Source organism: Legionella genomosp. 1 (assembly GCF_900640215.1).
GTDB lineage: Bacteria > Pseudomonadota > Gammaproteobacteria > Legionellales > Legionellaceae > Legionella_C > Legionella_C quinlivanii_A.
This window is the reverse complement of the sequence record NZ_CAAAJH010000006.1, coordinates 106,538-127,538: the sequence shown is the minus strand read 5'-3', so window position 1 is coordinate 127,538 and position 21,001 is coordinate 106,538. Positions and strand designations below refer to the sequence as shown.

Genomic DNA, 21,001 nt, shown 5'->3' with positions numbered 1-21,001 from the left:
CGTGATTTTATAATCCGGCCTGACATTCTAGCCGGAGCGAAACTGATGAGAAAACTTCCCCTGGTCCTGGCGATCAGCAGTCTTATTTGTAATCCAGGAGCACTATTTGCAGAGGATGCACAGAATAAGGACATCAGCGAGCTGGTCAGCTTTCTGGTTTCCAAAGATCTTCTGATAAGCAGCAAGGACGGCCAATCGGTTCCTCTGAGCTACTATACCGGCAACCAGGAAGATATTGACAAATATTTTGGTGATTATATCTGCAAGCCTGCGGATACCTGCAGTGTTGTGGACAGTTTATACAATGATCCCTACGCTATTCTCGGGCGCGGTCTTCCCCCTCAGCAAGGCGGTGACCTTGACATGGCCCAGGCACAAGCCCAGCTTGAACGAACCGATATGAAGTATGGCGCTGACATCTATGATGCGGCTACCTGGCAAATTGCACTGGCATTGGCCGCCAAAAATCATTATCTGGAGGCTGAACAAGCGAAAACATTGATTGGCAACCAGTTACAGGCGATTATGAACAAGGATAACCGCGCCACCGACAAGCAATTCAAATATGGCTATCAGAGTTCAATAAGCGATGCCAGTAAAGCCTTCAGTTTTCGTATGATTGCTACTGATTTCCATAACAAAGATCCCTTCTATAAAGGGCGGTATCAAAAAGAACTTAGCTGGGATTATGATCCAGACGAATTGGCCCAAAACGATCCCGATAACCATCCAGCTCAGTTTTTCGAATATGTATCCACCTGGTCTGATTGGAAACCCATTACTGGGGAAAACGCCTGGGCCCAGTTAATAGGTCCTTTACAGGCAGAATTACTTCTCAATGATGGCAAAGTAGCTGCCAATTCTCCCGCTTTAATCAATGCAATGAATAGTCTAAGCGCTTTTTCTGCGATGCAGGCCGGGATTGGTGCATTTTACTATGCGCCGGGCGGCTCACAAGGAAACCAGGGGCCGATAGCGCAAGGGGAAATTTCAGTTGAAAATAATTTTTCAGCGCTTGGCGGCCTGCAGATTTTAAAGAAAGTTCTGCAAAACAGTGAGCAAACTCCGCAAGTGACCGAGGCCTTGCAGCAGGTTGATGTCATGCTTAATGGCGGAACCACTGTGAATGGCTATAAAACGCTGGGTTTATTAAGCTTCATTTATAATGGGGCCTATGATCAAAAGCACGGTATTTTTTATACGCATGGCACAGCACCCATTCCTTCTTCCCTTTCTGACTGGCAACCCGATACTTCTGATTCAGCAGCGGCGATGGCTATTGATATAAACACCTGGGGAATTGCTTCCCTGGGGCCAGAAACCGTCGACAAATGGTTTGGTGATGGAACATCCAAGGCTGTATGGAATAAAATCAGAGAGCAGGGGGGGTATTACCAGCAAGGCGAGCTCTGGGGAGTCGGTTATACCCTTCATAATAATTCCGGGGATAATCCTGAAAATATTATGTCGACCGAATGGACTGCAGGCGCTATTAATATGGTTCAGTCGCTTATTGATTATTATTCTCAAAAGGGTGAAGACATAAGCCAGTTGCAGGCCGATCTGACCAGCATGCAGCAGGGAATTAAGCATTTGCGAAACGATCAGTATCTGGCAGCAGGTTTTGACGGTGCAACCCCCAAAGATAATTTCGTAAGTCTCGATAGTGGATCGGGCCAGGCCTATCTATATGCCAGTAAGCGTTTCGCCATTCCTTTCGGCTGGAATGCCAATACCTTACCAAGCACCACATCCAATGCCTGGGTGATTATGAACTATTTTAATTACAATCCATTTCAGTATGGCGGCAAATTATTGGGTGAGAATTACGATATCCCTGAAAAAGTCGACATTTCAGGTGGAGCTCAGGAAGATGGCTTGCCGCAGGCGGTAACCGTTAATTTTAATGCAGGTAACCTAGGGCAGATTACTCAATTAAGTCTAAGTTACAATTTAGATGCTTCCCAGGGAAACTGGATAGCGGCTGCAACCGTCAATGGACGCACAGGCACCGCTAATCTTCCCGCGGGAGAAAAAGCGTTATCCATTGCATTTAATAACAATGGCTGGGCGGGTGCCTGCCAGGTGATACCAGCAACAATGATTTGTAAAAACGCGGATTGCAGCAGCGTTTACACGATAAGCACTCAATGGAGTGCCGATGGCAAAGGGGCTTGCGTTTTAAGTGATTAACGGGCTGGAAGCAAAATATTTTTGTCTCTCAGTTCGTTTAACAGTTTTTCGCAAAGAGAAGCCAGCTCTTCTCTTTGCGGGTGATTTTCCAGATCAAGCGTGCTGCAGGCTGATGTTTTATTCTCTGTCATATAATTTAGCAGGTGATAAACAAAGGCGGTGATTTTCATAAATCCTACTTTGTCATTGGCGTCTCTCCAGATAATCAGAAAAGAGTCCTCTGGTTGCTGTGGTAAATAATTTTCGCTGATTTGTTCAACCGGGTAGTGGTAATGGTGCATGGCTGCGGTCGTGCTGAATCGAAAAACACCGGTCAAAGGGGCGACTGCCGTAGCAGGCACTTGTTCTGATTCGTCCATAGCCAGTTCAATCACTAACTCCATCCATTCATAATGCGCTAAATCAGCCAGAAAAGGAGGGTGCTTGGAGAGATTTGCGCTTTCCTGAAGAAAGCGTACAAATTCGCCTGGAATTTGATAAAACAAAGGGGTAGAAACGGGGTGGTTTCGGATGAAATCGCGAATTAGCTCTTCCCAAAGTGAAGCTGAAATAATGGATTTTAATACAGGAAAACAGGGTTTAATCAAATCATTAAAGCTTGAAAATACAAGGTTCTGGTAGAGATTTATTCTCGAAGTGTCGGCTGATTCTTCTGAATGGCGCAGAGAGCTGGTAAATGTCGTTTGCAGGATTTTTATTGAATTGCTCATATATTGCTCTGCAATTGCTGGATTGCTCTCGTTTCACGCATCAATTCAGACCACTCAGGAATATTTTGATCGCGTTCCAGCAAGGTGGGTATAAGGCCTTTCTGCTGATACAGGAACTCTAAAAGCTCCCAGACCTGCGTGCAAACCGGGCTGCCGTGTGTATCCAGTTTTGAACCAACATTAATCTGCTCATGACCTGCCACATGAACAAGCTGAATTTTATGCGCGGGCAGCGCGGTGATGAACTCTTTTGCCTGATATTGATGGTTGATGCTATTCACATAAAGATTGTTGATATCCAGCAAGAGGTCGCAATCTGCTTCTGCAAGCACCGCGTTAATGAAGTCTATTTCTGACATCTCTCGAGCAGGGCAGTAGTAATAGCTTGAATTCTCAAAGGCAATGCGCATTCCCAGATAATCCTGGACAAAGCGAATTCTGGCACTCACATGTTTTACTGCTTCCTCGGTAAAAGGCAATGGCAATAGCTCATAAAGATAACCTTGCTCATCACTGCAATAACTCAGGTGTTCGGTATATTGCTTAATGTCATACTGTTTAAAAAACAGCATCAGCTGATCCAGGAACTGAGTATCGACAGGATTGATGCCGCCAATAGACAGTCCTAAACCATGTGCGCTAAGCGGAAATCGTTCGCGGATTGTGCTTAGTGCACGGGCACGCCATCCGCCAATTCCCAGCCAGTTTTCGGGGGCCAGTTCGAGGAAATCAAAGGCGATATCTGAGTTATTAATCAATTCCTTTAAAAAACCGGTCCGTAATCCAAGCCCCGTACCAGCTATTGGTTTTGAAACGCTTACCATAAATCTTCAGCATTAATTAGTTAGAAGAACCGCATTTACCTGCTCCGCATTTGCCGGCAGCGCATTTTCCTTCGCCTTTTTTATCGTCTTTTCCATCATCGGTTTGAGTTTGCGTACTGCTGTCGCTGCTGGGTGTTGATGTATCAGCAACCAAAGTGTTTTTATAACCCTGAGGCAATGAAGTAGTCTGGAAGGCATCGGCAAGCGATACTGTTGACGTCAGACCAAGACCTGTGCCCAGAAGGACGGCGATTGTTTTATTCATTATGAACTCCTTTATTTTTCTGCTGGTCAGTTTATTAAAGGACGCTGAATTTTACCAGCGTTTACCTCAACTTCATTTTCAGTGCTCGCAGCATATTTTAGCTGGACCAGAGTGATCCTATTTGTTTTGAGTTTCATTACAGTTACTGGGGAAGATTAAAGCAATAATAAGTGGTTGTTTTACATTACCATGGGCAATAACTAGACGAATAGGTAGAATGAAAACTACTCAGTTTTTCATAAGGTATGACTACAAGTGTCCAAGATAACGGTAATTTTTTCATAACGCATCTGTAATTGATATCTGCCTTATCCTTACCATATTGAACACATTCAAGTTCGCTTTTGCCTATTATCGGATCCGTTGGTAGCCAGTCAGAATCCGCATAGTGGGCCACATTATTTTGATAGTCGACAAGAAATCGAGCTACAATTTTTTGATTTGCCGGAGATACGCATTGAACTTTTTCTGTGGAAAGAGCAGTTATATCTATATCGGATTCGCTTGCTAAAGCAAGGCTTGTAAAAGAAATAGATATAGCACGCCGTCATCTCGAACGCAGTGAGAGATCTCCGAATGCTGGCACAAATCAAGATTTGGGAGATCTCTCACTGCGTTCGAGATGACGTGACATGACACAGTTGATGAACACTCTCTTCTCTCCTTCAATCAGCAGGCGTGCTTTTAATTCATACAGCCCCATCAATAATCATCCTATTCACCAAAGGGCTTAATATTTTTTAATAAAGCAGTTAGACTATCGGCCATTGTAATTCTTGTTTCTGCGATATTAAGGTGTGTAAGCTTGAATAGTAAGGTACCTCAACATATAGCTATCGTAATGGACGGCAATGGGCGATGGGCACAGCAACGCGGCATGCATCGGATTGAAGGGCATCGTGCTGGAGTAGATAGTGTAAAAACAGTAATTAAATGCTGCCTTGAAAAGGGGGTTTCGGTTTTAAGTCTGTTTGCCTTTAGCAGTGAGAACTGGTCACGTCCAGAGCCAGAGATTGAGTTTCTGATGCAATTATTTATGAATGCTCTGAATAAAGAGGTGAATGAATTGCACCAGAACGGGATTCGCCTCAATTTTTTAGGTGACAGGGGATATTTGTCTGACGCTTTATGCGAGGAGATGAAAAAAGCGGAAGAGCTAACCGCAAACAATAGCAAATTGCTGCTTAATATCGCTGTTAATTATGGTGGGCGCTGGGATGTTGTTCAGGCAGTACAATCGATAGCAAAAGATGTTTCCTGTGGAAAAATTAACCTGGAAGCCATTAATGAAGTTCTGGTTGCCGACTATCTGAATACCAGCAAAATTCCTGATCCTGATTTATTCATAAGAACCAGCGGCGAGCATCGAATCAGTAATTTTTTTCTTTGGCAGATAGCCTACACCGAGCTTTATTTTGCACCTGTTTCCTGGCCCGAATTTTCCAGTGTCGAATTTGAAAAAGCAATTGAGAGCTTTAGCCAAAGGCAAAGACGCTACGGTAAAACCTCAGAACAAATCAGAGGGAGCGTCTAAATGTTTATACAGCGTTTATTAACCATACTGGTAATGGCTCCTCTGGTTTTACTGGGCATGTATTACGCGAATTACTGGTTTTTTGCTGCCGTTATCTTCTTGCTGGTACTGGCCTGTGGATTTGAATGGCTGCAACTGGTACCAATTACCAGGTTTCCTTTGAAACTGGTATTTATGGCCAGTTTAATTGTTGCTTCCATTTTATGTTATTTTTTTTATGAAATCTGGCTTATTCCCGGGTTATTGGTCTGGCTGCTGGTTATCGCTGCCTTAGTCGGATTTCCTCGCTCGCAGGCTTATTGGGGAAAGCCGGGCATTATCGCATTTTCAGCTATACTATTATTACCTTTGTTTGGCCAAAGCATGATTAATGTGTTTGCTCTTCCTCAGGGAAAAGCACTGGTTGTTTATCTTCTCCTGCTGATCTGGGGGGCGGATATCGGCGCATACATGGCTGGAAAGCAATGGGGACGACATAAGTTAATTCCTGCAGTAAGTCCCGGTAAATCCTACGAGGGGCTCTGCGGAGGATTGGGTTTGGCTCTGGCTGTTGCAGTAGCAGGTTATTCTTATTTTAAACCAGACAGTGTAACCAGGTGGTTTCTTATGGCACTGTCCGTTATTCTGATTTCGCTGGTTGGCGATTTGATTATCAGTATGTTTAAAAGACGTGTACAGATTAAGGATACTGGCCACTTAATTCCAGGACATGGCGGTATTTTAGATCGCCTGGACAGTATGATTGCCGCAGCGCCATTTTTTTACGGTTGGTTCTGGATGTCTGGATAATGCCATGATATTAACGCTGCTTTATTTTTTTCTTGCTCTTTTTCTGCTGATAACCATTCACGAATTTGGTCACTTCTGGGTTGCCCGTTTGTGTGGGGTCAAAGTACTGCGTTTTTCCTTCGGTTTTGGAAAAGTGATTGCCAGATGGCATGATCGAAAGGGTACGGAATACGCCTGGTCGCTCCTTCCTCTGGGGGGCTATGTCAAAATGCTCGATGAAAGTGAAGGAGAGGTGTCTCCCGATGAAAAACATCTGGCGTTTAATAACAAGCCGGTTTGGCAGCGTATTGCTATTGTCGTTGCCGGCCCGGCTTTTAATTTACTATTCGCATTTGTCTGCTTGTGGCTTGTTCTAATCATCGGAATTAAATCGCTTGCTCCGATGATTGATGAAATTAAACCGGGAACTCCTGCTGCTTATGCCGGTTTGACTGCAAAACAAGAAATTGTGGCTATGGAAGATCGAAAAATCAGCAGCTGGCGAGATTTTCAGTATGCGTTCATGCCTTTGGTTGGAAGTGATGAGAAAGTATCCCTGACTGTAAAGTCAATGGTCAATGGCGAACATAAAACACTCTGGCTCTCTCTCAAAAACTGGGAAATCAATCCCAGGAAACCCGATCTCTTAGGCAGTCTTGGTATTGTGCCTTTTATACCCTCGATACCACCGGTAGTGGGCGAGGTGATGAGCGGGTCGCCTGCCGATCAGGCCGGTCTTCAGGTAGGGGATCGCATCGAAATGATGGATAAGCAGAAATTGAGCGACTGGTTGTTCCTAGTAGAATTTGTAAAAGAACATCCTAATCAGGTAATACATTTATCCGTACTTAGAAATGGAAAATTACTGGAAATTCCTGTGACAATTGGTGCAAAAGAAACCGATGGGCAAGTTTCAGGATTTTTAGGAGTTAAATCGGAAAAAGTAAATTGGCCAAATCAATGGCTGCGTCTACAAAGAGAGGCTCCTCTTCCTGCTCTTAAAATTGCCATGAAGCAAACGGTCGAACTTACTGGGGCGACTTTTTCGCTAATCGGGCGCTTTGTAACCGGACAGCTGGGATTAGATACTTTAAGCGGTCCTGTAGGCATTGCCCAGGGGGCAGGTGAGTCGGGTCGAAGCGGCCTTGCCTATTACCTTTCTTTCCTGGCATTGGTCAGTATAAGCCTTGGAGTATTGAATCTTTTGCCAGTTCCTATGCTCGATGGCGGACATTTGCTGTTTTATTTGATCGAACTGATTAGACGAAAACCCTTGTCCGATGAATTTAGAACAATTGGTTTATATATCGGTTTAGCCTTTTTGGTAACATTAATGTTTTTAGCGTTAACTAATGATCTCTCCCGCCTTACAGGTTAAAATAGCCCCCTGTTTATGACAAGATCATATTAGTTGTAGCTCCTGCGGATAACAAGCAATCCTTGACAGGATAGATCAGTTCCGATAAAAGGGTGCAATTGTTTTTCTCCAAGCCTGCCGATAAAAAAAGATTGGTCGGCAAAATTTTAAGCAGTACTGGACGTAGAATAATAATGAATAAAGTCAGTAAAAAATTAGTATTAGGTGTTTGTTGTTCCGCGATGCTTACGCTTTCGATACAACTACATGCGGCCGGTGGATTTATCGTAAGAGATATTAAGGTTGTTGGTTTACAACGAGTGAGTGTGGGTACAGTACTCAATTATTTACCAGTACAGGTGGGTGAAGAAGTGGATGCTTCTTCTACTGGAGAAATTATTCGCGCTTTATACGATACCGGGTTCTTTCAATCGGTATCACTGGAACGTCAGGGAAATACCCTGATTGTTAATGTCGTTGAGCGTGCCACTATCGGTTCGATTACCGTTACTGGTAATTCCGAGATTCCCAGCGATAAAATGAAAGAACTGCTTAAGCAAATGGGATTGGCTAAGGGTAGAGTATTTCAACGTTCTTCACTAGAGCGATTGGAAAAAGAATTAAAACAGGCTTACAACGGCCGCGGCAGATATAATGCCCGCATCGAATCCCAGGTTACCCAGCTGACTGAAAACCGGGTGGCCATCAACGTGACGGTTTCTGAAGGACGGGTATCCCGGATTAAAGAAATTCGCTTTATTGGCAATCATGACTTTTCGGATAACGAATTACTGTCTGAAATGTCGCTGTCCACCAGCAATCTCTTTACTTACTTTAGTAAAAAAGATCAGTACTCAAAGGCTGCGATGGATGCCTCTCTTGAATCTATTCGCTCCTTTTATCTGGATAGAGGATATCTCAAATTTAATGTGGTCTCTTCCCAGGTATTGCTCTCGCCTGATAAAAAAGATGTATACATTAATATTCACGTTGAAGAAGGTCCTCAATACCGCTTCGCGGGCTATGCTTTGGCTGGTAAAACCATATTGCCGAAAGAGAAAATTGATGCTTTGGTTCAGGTAAAGCAGGGCGATGTATTTTCAAGAAAAAAAGTAACCGAAAGCATTTCGGCCATTGGTCTCGCACTGGGAGATATTGGCTATGGGTTTCCGGCAATCAATGCCGAGCCGCGAATTGATGAAAATGACAAAACGGTCTTTATTACCTTTGTGATTGAGCCTGGCCGTCATGTATACGTTCGCCGGATTAATTTTCATGGTAATACCAAAACCGGTGATTACGTATTAAGAAGCATGATTCGTCAGAATGAAGGCGGCTTGCTTTCTTTACATAATATTAAAGAGTCTGAGCGGCAGCTGAGATTATTAAGTTATTTAAAAGATATCAATATCAAAACCAATCCTGTCCCGGGTACTAACAATCAGGTCGATCTGGATGTTCAGATGGAGGAGGCTCCTTCAGCTGAGGCGACTGCTTCCCTGGGTTATGGTACTAATGGCCCGCAATTTAATGCCTCGGTGAATCAGCATAACTTTATGGGAACTGGGCGTTCAGTAGGTTTTTCATTTAATGCAAGTTATTACGGCCAGGATTATAACCTGAGCTACTACAACCCATTCTATACCAATACCGGTGTCGGCCGTGGAGTTAATATTTACTATCAGACAGTTGACCCCGGCAAACTCGATATTAGTGCCTACACCTCAGATCGTGTAGGAGGAGATATCAACTATAATGTGCTGCTGAGTGAAAACAGCAGTGTGCAGTTTGGCTATGGTTTCCAGAATTTATTTATTAAATCGGTGGGTACTTCTCAGCAGATCCAGAACTTTGTCAATATCTACGGACGAAGCTTCAATGAGATTCGCCTGACTTCGGGCTGGAGCCGTAATACCTATGATCAGATGCCCTATCCCACGCGAGGGATGAATCAACAGGCCAGCTTGCTGTTTGCTTTGCCTGCGACTTCAGATTCTCTTAACTATTACAAAACCTCTTACTCGGCACATTGGTATTACCCTTTAACACATGGCTTTATTTTCTCACTCCTGGGAAATATTGCGTATGGAAATGGCTTTAACAATCAGGGTCTACCGTTTTTTGAAAACTATTACGCAGGGGGTATTGCCCAGCCTGGACAGGTACGCGGTTATCAAACCTATACTTTAGGGCCCAGAGACAGCGTCGGTAATTCTATGGGAGCGAACTTCCTGGTCAATGGCAGTGCTGGTATTGCCTTGCCCTATCCTTTAAGCCGCGACAATATCCGGACAATGGCTTTTGTTGATGCCGGTAATGTGTTTGTTCGTGGAACCCCACTAGCGCTGGCTGGCTGGGGGGATGGTCCAATGCGTTATTCAGCAGGTCTTTCTGTAGAATGGCGTTCACCTTTTGGACCATTAGCCTTTAGCATTGCGAAACCCTTGAATATGCAGCCTGGTGACGAACAGCAGTTCTTCCAGTTCTCACTAACCTCCGGATTTTAACCTTTCGTCGGCGTACCGCGCTTTATGCGCGGTATCTGCTTATCTCCCCTAGGTCCACTGCCATTAAGTTAAGGAATTATGTCCTTCCCACGAAGCCGGGAATCCATTCCTCAACTGGCATTATAGCTAGCTTATAGATGGATCCCCGCCTTCGCGGGGAAGACAAGTTAATATACAACTGAGCTAACTTAATGGCGGTGCTCCCTCTGCCCGGCGGTTTGTCCTCAGGGTCCCTTGTTTTTAGATTGGCTATACCCTCAACAGGCTTAAATTTTTTATCAGAGATATTGATTCCCTTTATCGCAAGTGTTATGAATTTGTGCTAGCATTTGTGGCTTTGAAATCAGGAGAAAAACATGAAGCGTGTAAGCGGGTTATTTATTGCATTGTTGTTTAGCTTGGGTATGACTAACGCGTTTGCCGACTGGTCAAAAATTGGTGTGGTTGATTTGCAAAAAATCATGCAAACTTCCAGTCAGATGAAAGCCATTCAGCAAAAACTGGAAAAAGAATTCAAGCCAAGACGTGACAAGCTGGTTGCTATGGAAGAAAGTCTGAAAAAAGACATGGAAAAGTTTAAACGCGACAGCACTGTTATGAGCCAGACCCAGAAAAAAGATATGGAGAAAAAAATCGTTTCTCAGCAACAAACTTTTGAAAGGGAAGGTCAGCAATACCAGCAGGAATTAAGTACTGCTCATAATGAAGCTATGGAAGAGTTATACGGTAAAATCCGTAAAGCAATCAGTAAAGTGGCTGAAAATGAAAAGTATGATTTGATTCTGCAAAAAGATGCGACTCCATTTAGCATCGACAAACTGGATATCACTGATCAGGTTCTGAAGCAAATCAACTGATTCGTGAAACCTTTTTATACCTTAGCCTTTCTGGCTGATTACCTGGATGGAGCAATTGGTGGTAACCCCGACTTGCCCATCCAGGGGTTTTCCTCTCTTGTCAGGGCTAACTCCTCTGAACTCGCTTACTATGATCGCCACCTGCCCTTGCAGATGTTAAAAAATACTCAGGCGGGCGCTGTATTATTAGCATCACGTGATGTATCCGATTCTCCTGTCAGCACTATTGCGGTCTCTGATCCCTTGGCTGCTGCACAAGCCATAAACGCTTTATTGGCACAGTCAAAGGAAGTCCCTTTGGCTGCAATTCATCCGCATGCGGTAATACATGCCTCCGTCACGCTTGGTGAACAAGTTTCAATTGAGGCAAATAGTCATATTGCTGAGAATGTTAAACTGGGTCAAAATGTCCATATTGGTGCTAATTGTTCCATTGCCTCCGATGTAGTCATTGGTGAAAATACTCGAATAGCGAATAATGTAAGTTTGGAGCAGGGCGTCATTATTGGGTCGCATTGCATGATCGATAGTGGTGCAGTGATAGGAGCTGAGCCATTTCATGGTTATAAAGTCAAAGGACGATGGTCAGCTTTATCTGCAGCAGGCTCAATAGTAATAAGTGATGAGGTTACTATTGGAGCAAATACTGTCATCGTCAGAGGGATCGTTGGAGATACCTGGCTTGGAAGTGGAGTGCAAATAGATAATTTGGTTCAAATCGCACATGATGTTACCATAGGCCGGCATACTGCAATTGCTGCCGGCACTGTGATTGGTGCATTTACCCAAATTGGTTCTCATTGTATCCTTGGCGGGGCATGCAGCGTAGCGGCTAATCTTCATTTGGGAGATGATCTGGTAGTAACCGGTATGTCAACGGTGAACAAGTCATTAAGCAAGCCGGGAATTTATTCGTCGGGCACAATGGTTAGTGAGCATCATCGGTGGCGGCGTAATGCGGCACGATTTAAACGTCTTGACGATTATATCTTACGGCTTATTAGATTAGAAAAAGATCGGTTGAGAGAAGATTGAACCCGTTTCAGTCGATTAGGCGAAAACGTTTCAATTGAAGGCATTATCAAAGATTGAGAGATATTACATGAGTGAGGCCATAGATATACCAAAAATTCTTGAGCTTATACCGCATCGGTATCCGTTTATCCTGGTGGATAGAGTGCATGAGTATAAGTCCTTGGATTATTTGATTGCAATTAAAAACGTTACCATTAATGAACCATTCTTTATGGGACATTTCCCAGGTAATCCTATCATGCCGGGTGTGTTAATGTTGGAAGCTTTAGCTCAGGCTAGCGCAATTTTATCCAACCTTTCACGGCGTCCCAAAGAGGGACATGAGTTTATTTATTTTTTTGCCGGAATTGATAACGCAAAGTTTAAACAGATAGTGACTCCGGGCGATCAGCTTCGTTTGGAAGTAAAACTGGTAGGGCAAAAACGAGATTTTTGGCGTATGCATGGCGAGGCATTTGTCGGCGACAAACTGGCCTGCTCCGCTGATTTAATGAGTGCAGCGAAGGAAGTGAAAAAGTGATAGATGAAGGTGCAATTATTCACCCCTCGGCCAAATTGGCGAGTGGGGTTTCTGTAGGTCCTGGCAGTATTATTGGAGCCGATGTTGAAATAGGCGAAGGTACATGGATTGGGCCTCATGTGGTAATTCAAGGACCGACTACTATTGGAAAAAACAACAAAATTTTTCAGTTTGCTTCCGTAGGTGACGAGCCACAGGATATTACTTACAAGGGAGAGCCGACTCGTCTGGAGATTGGTGATGATAATGTAATCCGCGAATACTGTATGATTAGCCGCGGAACTGTGAAAGGAGGCGGTGTCACACGTATTGGCAATGGCAATTTCCTGATGGCCTATTCCCATATCGGCCATGACTGTATGATTGGTAATCAGATTATTATGGTCAATTACGCAGCGCTTTCTGGCCATGTAACCGTTCATGATTATGCCATAATTGGTCCTTATGCAGCAGTTCATCAGTTCTGCCAGGTCGGTGCTTATGCCTTCATCGCAAGAGCTACCTATGTGACCAAAGATGTATTGCCTTATGTGATGATTGCCGGACATACGACCTCTGCTTGTGGAATTAATACGGTCGGATTGCGTCGGCGCGGTTTTTCATCCAATGCGATTGATGGTTTGCGGCGAGCCTATAAAATTATTTTCCGTAAAGGATTAACAGTGCAGCAAGCGGTAGCCGAGTTGGAACAAATGCAGGTTGATTGTCCTGAGGTGATACCAATGATTGATGCTTTGAACGAATCATCGCGAGGTATTGTCAGATAGGGGGCAAGCGTCAACTTAAGAGAAAGCCCCCTCTCTCTAACTCTCTCCCCTGGGGAGAGAGGACTTTAAGGCGATTCCTTTTAACAGAGGATCCCCTCTCCCAAGCTGGGAGAGGGTTAGGGAGAGGGTTGAGTCCCTGAGCAGAGACAAGATTTTTAAGAGTTTACTGAAAATCTGTCCTTTAAATGGATCTTAATAATCAGGTGAAATATGTGGTCAGTCATATTGGTTGCTGCAGGCGGTGGATTAGGCGCTGTTTCGCGTTTGGGAACCAGCCTTTTGGCTCTGAAACTATGGGGCCCCCGTTTTCCTTATGGTACATTAATTGTTAACAGTTTCGGCTCCTTTCTGGCTGGCTTTTTAATGATTTTGCTGTTGGAGCGATTTGCTGTCAGCGACTACTGGCGCTTGTTCTTTATGGTAGGCTTTCTCGGTGGCTTTACCACTTTTTCCAGTTTTTCATGGGAAACCTGGATGCTCTATCAGGACAGCCAATATTGGAGCGCCTGTTTGAATGTGGTATTGAATAATTTCTTGGCTTTAGGATTGGCTTTTCTTGGTATGCATTTGGGACGCTGGCTTGGAGGAATATATTGATGCAGGTTAAAGTAGTGCGTATTTATCTTAGTGAGGATTCTCCCTGGCTGAATGAAATTTATAACTATCTTCATGATCAGAAAGTAAAGGGCGCCACTATTTTTCGCGGCGTGAAGGGCTTTGGTCATACAGGTAAACTGCGAGAGGTCAAATTAATGGATATGCATTTTAATTTGCCGATGGTCCTTGAGTTTGTGGACGAACCCGCCATTGTCGATAGCGTATTGAAATTTTTGGATGGCAAAATCGAGTCGGGCCGAGTTTTACAATGGAATGCTGAATTAACCATTGGTTAGTTCTGGCGTTAGTAGATGATAATTGAGGTGAATTCATGTTGGATATCCAGTTGTTGCGCGAAAATCCCCATTTGATTGCCGAGAAATTGGCAACACGCGGTTTTCAATTTGATACAGAACAATTCCTGCAGCTGGAGGAACAACGAAAATCCTTGCAGGTGGCCACGCAGGCTTTACAGAACGAGCGTAATCAACGTTCCAAAATGATCGGGCTTGCCAAATCACGCGGAGAAGATATTGAACCGATGCGTGATGCGGTGAACGAACTGGGAAAGCAGCTGGAAATCAACAAGCAGGACTTGGAAGCCGTCCTCAGACAACTGGATGCTTTGTTACTTTCTCTTCCCAATATTCCACATGAAACAGTGCCCGCAGGGAAAGATGAAACAGAGAATAAGGAAGTACGGCGTTGGGGTGAAGTTCCCCGCTTCGATTTTCCTGTCAAATCACATGATGAGCTGGGCGAGGCGAAAGGCTTGCTTGATTTTTCCCTGGCTGTAAAAATAACCGGCAGCCGCTTTGTGGTGATGAAGCAGAAACTGGCTCGTATGCATCGTGCCCTGATTCAGTTCATGCTGGATATTCACACTCAGGAGCATGGCTATAATGAGATTTATGTGCCTTATATTGTCAATGCAGACAGCTTATTGGGAACAGGGCAATTACCTAAATTTGAAAATGACTTATTCAAGTTGACTGGAGATCAAAACTATTATCTCACTTCAACCGCAGAAATTCCCGTCACTAACACCGTGAGGGATTGCATTATTCCTTATCAGGATCTGCCAATACAGCATGCCTGCCATTCCCCTTGTTTCCGCAGTGAAGCAGGTTCATACGGTAAAGATACAAAGGGAATGATAAGACAGCATCAATTTGAAAAAGTAGAACTGGTGTGGATAACCAGGCCAGAAGACTCCTATGCAACGCTCGAAAAACTCACCAGTCATGCGGAAGTGATTTTGCAGCGTCTTGGCCTTGCTTATCGCGTTGTCAGCTTATGTACAGGCGATTTGGGCGCGGGATCCGCTAAAACCTATGATCTTGAAGTTTGGCTGCCTAGTCAGAATACTTATCGTGAAATTTCCTCCTGTTCTAACATGGAGGCATTTCAGGCCAGACGAATGAAGGCTCGTTACCGCCATCCTGAAACGCAGGAAACGCAATTGGTTCATACTTTAAATGGTTCAGGTCTGGCAGTGGGACGTACTTTGGTGGCTATTATGGAGAATTACCAGGATCAGGAAGGAAATATTCATATTCCAGATGCTTTACAGCCGTACATGAATGGTTTGAAAGTTATATAGTACATAGATCTCAATATATAGTAAGAACAAAGTCTGCCGCTCATGAAGCGGCGCACTGCCATTAAGTTAAGGAATCATTGTAGTTTGTGCCCTTGGCCCATAGTCGCCAGGCTAAGAATATCTGATCCCCTCTCCACCGCGCAGCGGGGGAGAGGGTTAGGGTGAGGGGGCTTATAAACAAGATCGCGTAGCGATTCATTATCATATTTCTGTGGTTATGATTAATTGCCACAACAAGATGGAATCACTAACGTGATAAATTTTTTAACCCCCTCACCCTACCCTACTCCCCCACGCTGCGCGCGGTGGAGAGGTGATAACATTACTTCTTAGCCTGACCGCTATGTGAGCCTGGCCCACGCAAAGGGGTTGAACCACTCCAGAACGCAAGGTTGTGCCAAGGGCACAACCTACATGTAATTGCAGAATTTCCTTAACTTAATGGGCAGTGATGAAGCGGCGGGGCCGCGACACGTTTACGCCTAGGCTGGAAAAACTTTAGTTTCGGAGTCAAAAGCGATCTCCATTGCTTCGACAACTTCCGGAAGCCCGGATTTATTTAGCTGGCTTATAAATCCATTTGCAGCTAGACCTTTGTAACAGTCTTTCACTTTGCTGGCCTTTTCTGGTTTAAGCAGCTCTTCTGGATTGACGCTTTCTTTTTCAACCTCGAGTGTCTGAGCGGCTTTTGGCGTATATCTTACGGTAACTGGCCCATCCACTTCATTGTTAAAGTCTTTCTTCATCGGATGAACGCCTTTTTGGCCGTCGACAAAGCTCTCAATTTCAAATTGATTTAAGATACGCATGAAAAGCTCATAGATAATCTCATGAGTGACAATATTTCCCCGGCAGCGGCGTCGATTGGCGCCAAATGTCAGATCGGCACGCAATTCTTTGTGCTTGTCTTTATTCGCTTCCGGGTTAAACTCTCGCGCATGCTCTCCCCACTCTTTCTCATCAGTGGTCGCAATCCAGGTTGTATAATGCAATTGATCGCCCTGCTTAACGGCGAACTCTTCCCCCTCAAATTCAATAACGAAATCTTCTTCGGCTTCACCAGGTTGTGCGTAAATAATAGTCAACAGGCGTTCTAGCTCTTTCACATAAGTCTGTAAATCGGAAAGCGTTACACCTTTAGCAAAATATTTCTGATAAATTTCATCCTGCCCAAATTTAACAAGACCATGCTCGATAAGGCGTCTGATATTATCTCCACCGGCAAAGAGCAGGGCAATAATGATTTGCTTTTTGATATCCCGGCTGGTTCTTTTTACATAGTCGGCGTTAAGATACGCGGGTTCTTCATCTTCAAGAATTTTATCAATAAAGGGATCCAAATGCTTCGCAGCAAGCTCACGCAGTGACTGAATATTCCCGTAGGGATTCATAATATTTTTAAATGCCTCATGAGACACATGTTCAATTTGTCGGGCCAGTTGATCAATCCATTTTTCATTGCTCCAGTCCGATTTAGGATAAAAGGATTTGAGAAAAATCTTCAGGGAAAAAACCAGAAAATCTAATTCAATCGGTTCATTATTGACAGAGCGTGCCTTGATTGTTTCAATTAAATCTCCGGTTTCTTTTTTTATCACCTCGAGAAAATTCGTTTGAAATTGGTGATTGGGGTGTTTGGGATCTTTAACTCCACTGAATTGCAAACTGTGCATTTGATCGAGAAAATCATCATGAATTTTCTGATCTTCAGTCAGAATTCCCATGCCAATTGCCTCAAGAATAGAGGAAAACGCTCGACCTCGTTTAATTGCTGGTCTCTCAGGATTATCTTCATACCATTTTTTAAAAGATTGAGCGCAGGGAAGTTTCTCAATTTCCAAAAGAACACGGGGATTGCCAATCGCAACCACTCGCTGCACGAGTCTGGGTGGAAAAATACTGGGAGAAATCACTGGAACATCAAGAATTTTGGTTTGATCTTTAGGTAGCGCCCTGTACCTGTCTTCGAGAAAATGCTGAAAGGCATAGAGATCTTTTCCTGCGTTGTATTTGAATGCCAAAACGAAAGTGTTGGTTACAGCAGCGGAATAATCCTGGGCTTTCTGGATTACCTTTCCAATCGTTCTGGATAATATATTTCTATTATCTCTTCTTTTTTCTATCCTTACTTCTTTTGTCATCATGCCCCTCCCAAATCAGGATTTTTTACGGAATTCCCCAGGTAACGTCATCCTGAACGCAGTGAAGGATCTCCTGAATCTGGCTCAGCTTTAAGCCGTTTGAGATCCTTCGTTACGCTCATGATGACGTAACTGGGGAGTTAATTTTAACTTTATCAAACCAGATGAAATCGATATTATCTAGTGATTAAATAGCTTATATAAAAAAATTAAAACAAAATCAGCCTGAGCATTGTATAATATTTACTATAAATAATCAAAAAATAATCAATTGGACGGCTACTACTTCTTAAGGATAAGTTGATTATGAGTTACGAAAAAATTGATCCAACAATCATTCCTCCTCGCGGAGAAAATCGGCATTATCGCGTAGGCACTGTGCTCGGCGAATTTTTTTATGTTGGGGATAAGCCGGGTGGTGTTGAGCCGGGATTTCTGGGTGTCAAAATCAATCCTGCTTTTCGACAAAGAATCAGTGAGGCGATGCCTGCTGTTTTTGATAACAGCATGCCAATGAATCAGCTAAGAGAGACTATTAGCAATATGGTTGCGGAACCGGCTAACGTACACTACGGAGAGCTTCTGAGTTTTAGCCAGCTAATTGAAAAAGAGGGTAAAACTGGAAATGTAAACAATCCCAGTCAGCAAAAGCTTGATTTATGGTTAATCAAACAGGATTACAATGATACGCCCAGTGGTAAAGTGTCGCCGCCAAAAGATCGTCTGGAAAAAACCAATGCGATTAAGTCCTTGCCAGATTTAGTGAAGGCGCCGGCCACAGCAATATACCAAAAAGTCAGGCTTTCAGATCCTCAAGTGGAAAACACCAATGCCGTATTGGAGTATTTTGCCAATTCAGTGGCTAAAGCCTATGGCATGCATGTTCAGGAGCAGGAGCTCGCTTTTGGCGAATATTCCAACGGCAAAGCAAAAATAATGACCGCCTGTAAGTGGGAACCTGAACTTAGGGTATTTGAAGGTAAACTTCGCGGCAGTGTGAAGAAAGATTTATACCAGGGGCATCTGGTTCAATTTGAAAATAAAGAACCCAAAACAGTTAATGGCCGTTTTCTTGCAGATGATAGTGTTAAAGATTTGGGTGAATCCTTACCGCTGGTTCTTGCCCAGGGTGATCGTGATGTCCTGGGTTCACAGGGACAAAATAAAGGACGGGTTGGAGAGTATTTTTTTGGCTTTGATTTTGGCCATGCTTACCGGGAAGAGAATCCAATACTGAATAGTTTGAAAGATGATTTTACCTTTATTCAACCTGCGGATGCCAATAAAAAATTTAAAAATATTTCAGCTTTTTATGATGCTCCCATGAGCGAAAAAATGATGGGAATGTTTTATCTTTATCGCATGGACCCGGATGCTGCCGGCAAAGTGTTTTCTTTGCAGGAACAACGTAAAATTGAAGAAATGATTCTCGCTTATTCTGCAAAAAATCCGGATTTCGCGCTGCGCATCGCCCGCATCCAAACGATTGACAAAGTTACTGACAAGGTGAAAACTGAACTTTCCGCAAGATCCAATCAAAATGTATTATTTGATCAATATGTTCACGAAGTCGAACACGCTTCTGATCGGGCGAGCACTGCTCATAGAAAGATGTTTCAGATTTTCAAGCAAAAGATGTTAATGACTCCTGAACAAGTGGATGTACTGGATAATCTGAACAAGCTTGGTAATCCTACCTCCATTTTATCGGGTGATGGCAAGGTCGTGTTAGCGCATTTACGGATAATGCCCACAAAACAACCCGCACTCAAGTGGAAACTAGGTCAAAAAGACGGGGAATTTTTATTTCACTGTGAACCTGAAAATCGCAGGAACGAGGCCTATCAGGCATTCACTAAATACGTATCCCGATTACAGGATACGTCGTTCGCCGAGACTTATAAATTAAGTGCCGAAGGCATCAGAGTTCCTGCTGAACATATGCCGCAGTTTTGTAAGATGCTGGATGAGACAGCAATTTTTACATATAAAAAACAGACTGAAAGTAAATACCACCCCAGAAGCACCTACATGCCCGATGAAACAACGAATTATTTCTCCCCCAGTATTCGCGTGTCTGATGATTTGACCCAGCATTTGAACCAGTCCTCTGACAGTTTAAGTCATTCCAGGGAGTCTAATCCTGACGAGTTTGAAGAGGAGATTTCTGAAACGCAGCAATATAGTAGTAATAACAACAATAATAACAATAATCTTGCCGGCGATATCTTTTCATTTTCAAGCTCATCGTCAAGTTCAGCCTCTACTGTTACTCATAACGTTGCTCATGCTGACTGGCATCAAACAAGCCCGCAGTCAAAACATGAGTTGAATCTGTTTCATCAGGATTTGGACCATGAAGTTTCCTCAAAATTCAAAAAGCAAATGCAGAGCCTGATAGGGTTGGAACAAAAGCCGGTTGAGAAATTGGTAGGAATTGAGCCTAAGCCGCGCTCATTATCCGATCAGGAACAGGAGCATGAGGATGAAAGCGAAGGTGAAAGTGAAAAGGCCAATATACACCATTAGATTGATTTCCGCATTTGCGGGAAAGTGTTGTTGCATTAAAGGTCCACACAACTAATTTGTCGTCTTTGCGAACAAAGTGAAGCAATCCAGATCGGAACTTGAACAAAGTAAGGAACTGGATTGCTTTGCTAACGCTCGCAAAGACGGTTTTTTATGTACCTTTCTTCATAAGCAACAATGCCGCGCGGAAATGACAGAGTCTGGTAAAACGAGACAGCCATTTAAGCGAACTTTCTCAACTGGTTTACAATTAAATAATAAAGGGGGTGTTTTCCTTCTTATTTGATTGAATCAGGGAGAAAACCATGAGGAAGTCAGGATGGCTTTTAGGCCTTTTTTTCACCGGATTTGCTTATCAGGTTCATGCGGCTGTTTTTATTTCTTATAAAGAAATCTGGCATTGTCATGCGCATGATTATACCGACCAGCGTTTCATCGCCCTTTCTTCAAACGAGTGGACTGCCTTGCGCAATGCCAAGCTCCTTTGTAAAAGTCAGAGCAAGCAGCCCAGGACCTGCACCATTTCACGGGAAGACTGTGATGCAATGGTTAATGGAGTCTCTGTGCGTCCCTTGTGGCAGTGTACTGCGATGGATAGTCTGGCACATGTCTGGAAAAGCGGTATTTACCGCGTGGCTGACAATGCGATTAATGGTGCGAAGACCAGATGTTACTCGCACAGCGCAGTACCTTCCACCTGCCATGTGAACCATCTGACCTGCAAGAATTTAAATCCCTATTGAGCAGATTTCATGGCTGGAAATCTTTAAGGCTTGCTGTAAGATCAATGAACT

The 21,001-nt window shown here is 43.7% G+C and carries 18 protein-coding genes; 14 read left to right on the top strand and 4 right to left on the bottom strand.

Features of this window, described 5'->3' with window-relative positions; translation table 11 throughout:
• Positions 1-45 precede the first annotated feature (45 nt).
• The gene (locus E1O89_RS08010) at positions 46-2,193 is read left to right on the top strand and encodes a hypothetical protein (RefSeq protein WP_133139717.1); all 2,148 of its coding nucleotides are present in this window, start codon (positions 46-48) and stop codon (positions 2,191-2,193) included.
• On the opposite strand, the gene E1O89_RS08005 is transcribed toward E1O89_RS08010, so the two are convergent.
• Genes E1O89_RS08005 through E1O89_RS07995 form a run of 3 tightly spaced genes read right to left on the bottom strand, consistent with a single transcriptional unit; the run spans position 2,190 to position 3,992 of the window.
• A complete protein-coding gene (locus E1O89_RS08005; protein ID WP_133139716.1) occupies positions 2,190-2,903 on the bottom strand; it encodes a DUF2063 domain-containing protein in 714 nt (237 codons plus the stop codon). The two genes, E1O89_RS08010 and E1O89_RS08005, sit on opposite strands and share 4 nt — an antisense overlap.
• Positions 2,900-3,727, bottom strand: coding sequence for a DUF692 domain-containing protein (locus E1O89_RS08000; RefSeq protein WP_133139715.1), 828 nt, complete (start codon positions 3,725-3,727; stop codon positions 2,900-2,902). Before E1O89_RS08000 ends, E1O89_RS08005 begins: the two co-directional genes overlap by 4 nt.
• Positions 3,728-3,743: 16 nt before the next feature.
• Positions 3,744-3,992 carry a hypothetical protein gene (locus tag E1O89_RS07995; RefSeq protein ID WP_133139714.1) on the bottom strand — a complete coding sequence of 83 codons (249 nt, stop codon included), beginning with the start codon at positions 3,990-3,992 and terminating at the stop codon, positions 3,744-3,746.
• Between the two features lie 805 nt (positions 3,993-4,797).
• Between E1O89_RS07995 and E1O89_RS07990 the strand changes: the two genes are divergently transcribed.
• The 11 genes from E1O89_RS07990 to serS all read left to right on the top strand — a co-directional run bounded on the left by E1O89_RS07990 (position 4,798) and on the right by serS (position 15,537).
• Positions 4,798-5,526, top strand: coding sequence for an isoprenyl transferase (locus tag E1O89_RS07990; RefSeq protein WP_133139713.1), 729 nt, complete (start codon positions 4,798-4,800; stop codon positions 5,524-5,526).
• Positions 5,527-6,315 carry a phosphatidate cytidylyltransferase gene (locus E1O89_RS07985; RefSeq protein ID WP_133139712.1) on the top strand — a complete coding sequence of 263 codons (789 nt, stop codon included), beginning with the start codon at positions 5,527-5,529 and terminating at the stop codon, positions 6,313-6,315.
• A 4-nt stretch (positions 6,316-6,319) separates the two neighbouring features.
• Positions 6,320-7,672: an RIP metalloprotease RseP gene (gene rseP / locus E1O89_RS07980; protein ID WP_133139711.1), complete on the top strand. Its 1,353-nt coding sequence runs from the start codon at positions 6,320-6,322 to the stop codon at positions 7,670-7,672.
• A 173-nt stretch (positions 7,673-7,845) separates the two neighbouring features.
• The gene (gene bamA, locus E1O89_RS07975; RefSeq protein ID WP_165483104.1) at positions 7,846-10,158 is read left to right on the top strand and encodes an outer membrane protein assembly factor BamA; all 2,313 of its coding nucleotides are present in this window, start codon (positions 7,846-7,848) and stop codon (positions 10,156-10,158) included.
• Positions 10,159-10,514: 356 nt separating this feature from the next.
• Positions 10,515-11,015, top strand: coding sequence for an OmpH family outer membrane protein (locus E1O89_RS07970; protein WP_058508174.1), 501 nt, complete (start codon positions 10,515-10,517; stop codon positions 11,013-11,015).
• Between the two features lie 3 nt (positions 11,016-11,018).
• A complete protein-coding gene (lpxD, locus tag E1O89_RS07965) occupies positions 11,019-12,050 on the top strand; it encodes a UDP-3-O-(3-hydroxymyristoyl)glucosamine N-acyltransferase (protein WP_133139710.1) in 1,032 nt (343 codons plus the stop codon).
• A 67-nt stretch (positions 12,051-12,117) separates the two neighbouring features.
• Entirely contained in the window at positions 12,118-12,570 is a 453-nt protein-coding gene (gene fabZ, locus E1O89_RS07960; RefSeq protein ID WP_058508172.1) for a 3-hydroxyacyl-ACP dehydratase FabZ, read from the top strand.
• Positions 12,567-13,337, top strand: coding sequence for an acyl-ACP--UDP-N-acetylglucosamine O-acyltransferase (gene lpxA, locus E1O89_RS07955; RefSeq protein WP_058508171.1), 771 nt, complete (start codon positions 12,567-12,569; stop codon positions 13,335-13,337). The genes fabZ and lpxA overlap by 4 nt, the downstream gene beginning before the upstream one ends.
• 210 nt (positions 13,338-13,547) lie before the next feature.
• A complete protein-coding gene (gene crcB / locus E1O89_RS07950) occupies positions 13,548-13,934 on the top strand; it encodes a fluoride efflux transporter CrcB (RefSeq protein WP_133139709.1) in 387 nt (128 codons plus the stop codon).
• Positions 13,934-14,230: a DUF190 domain-containing protein gene (locus E1O89_RS07945; RefSeq protein WP_133139708.1), complete on the top strand. Its 297-nt coding sequence runs from the start codon at positions 13,934-13,936 to the stop codon at positions 14,228-14,230. Before crcB ends, E1O89_RS07945 begins: the two co-directional genes overlap by 1 nt.
• A gap of 35 nt (positions 14,231-14,265) precedes the next feature.
• Positions 14,266-15,537, top strand: a complete 1,272-nt coding sequence (gene serS / locus E1O89_RS07940) for a serine--tRNA ligase (protein ID WP_133139707.1) — start codon at positions 14,266-14,268, stop codon at positions 15,535-15,537.
• Positions 15,538-16,019: 482 nt separating this feature from the next.
• Here serS and E1O89_RS07935 read toward each other — a convergent pair whose 3' ends face one another.
• Positions 16,020-17,681 carry a cytochrome P450 gene (locus E1O89_RS07935; protein ID WP_133139706.1) on the bottom strand — a complete coding sequence of 554 codons (1,662 nt, stop codon included), beginning with the start codon at positions 17,679-17,681 and terminating at the stop codon, positions 16,020-16,022.
• Between the two features lie 303 nt (positions 17,682-17,984).
• On the opposite strand from E1O89_RS07935, the gene E1O89_RS07930 reads away from it, so the two are divergent.
• Entirely contained in the window at positions 17,985-20,207 is a 2,223-nt protein-coding gene (locus E1O89_RS07930; protein WP_133139705.1) for a hypothetical protein, read from the top strand.
• 305 nt (positions 20,208-20,512) lie between these two features.
• Positions 20,513-20,950, top strand: coding sequence for a hypothetical protein (locus E1O89_RS07925; protein WP_133139704.1), 438 nt, complete (start codon positions 20,513-20,515; stop codon positions 20,948-20,950).
• Positions 20,951-21,001 lie beyond the last annotated feature (51 nt).

What these genes read in the sequence shown, in the direction of transcription:
- E1O89_RS08010 (WP_133139717.1), top strand. Translation starts at nt 46, where the DNA reads ATGAGAAAACTTCCCCTGGTCCTGGCGATCAGCAGTCTTATTTGTAAT.
- E1O89_RS08005 (WP_133139716.1), bottom strand. Translation starts at nt 2,903, where the DNA reads ATGAGCAATTCAATAAAAATCCTGCAAACGACATTTACCAGCTCTCTG.
- E1O89_RS08000 (WP_133139715.1), bottom strand. Translation starts at nt 3,727, where the DNA reads ATGGTAAGCGTTTCAAAACCAATAGCTGGTACGGGGCTTGGATTACGG.
- E1O89_RS07995 (WP_133139714.1), bottom strand. Translation starts at nt 3,992, where the DNA reads ATGAATAAAACAATCGCCGTCCTTCTGGGCACAGGTCTTGGTCTGACG.
- E1O89_RS07985 (WP_133139712.1), top strand. Translation starts at nt 5,527, where the DNA reads ATGTTTATACAGCGTTTATTAACCATACTGGTAATGGCTCCTCTGGTT.
- rseP (WP_133139711.1), top strand. Translation starts at nt 6,320, where the DNA reads ATGATATTAACGCTGCTTTATTTTTTTCTTGCTCTTTTTCTGCTGATA.
- bamA (WP_165483104.1), top strand. Translation starts at nt 7,846, where the DNA reads ATGAATAAAGTCAGTAAAAAATTAGTATTAGGTGTTTGTTGTTCCGCG.
- E1O89_RS07970 (WP_058508174.1), top strand. Translation starts at nt 10,515, where the DNA reads ATGAAGCGTGTAAGCGGGTTATTTATTGCATTGTTGTTTAGCTTGGGT.
- fabZ (WP_058508172.1), top strand. Translation starts at nt 12,118, where the DNA reads ATGAGTGAGGCCATAGATATACCAAAAATTCTTGAGCTTATACCGCAT.
- crcB (WP_133139709.1), top strand. Translation starts at nt 13,548, where the DNA reads ATGTGGTCAGTCATATTGGTTGCTGCAGGCGGTGGATTAGGCGCTGTT.
- E1O89_RS07945 (WP_133139708.1), top strand. Translation starts at nt 13,934, where the DNA reads ATGCAGGTTAAAGTAGTGCGTATTTATCTTAGTGAGGATTCTCCCTGG.
- serS (WP_133139707.1), top strand. Translation starts at nt 14,266, where the DNA reads ATGTTGGATATCCAGTTGTTGCGCGAAAATCCCCATTTGATTGCCGAG.
- E1O89_RS07935 (WP_133139706.1), bottom strand. Translation starts at nt 17,681, where the DNA reads ATGATGACAAAAGAAGTAAGGATAGAAAAAAGAAGAGATAATAGAAAT.
- E1O89_RS07930 (WP_133139705.1), top strand. Translation starts at nt 17,985, where the DNA reads ATGAGTTACGAAAAAATTGATCCAACAATCATTCCTCCTCGCGGAGAA.
- E1O89_RS07925 (WP_133139704.1), top strand. Translation starts at nt 20,513, where the DNA reads ATGAGGAAGTCAGGATGGCTTTTAGGCCTTTTTTTCACCGGATTTGCT.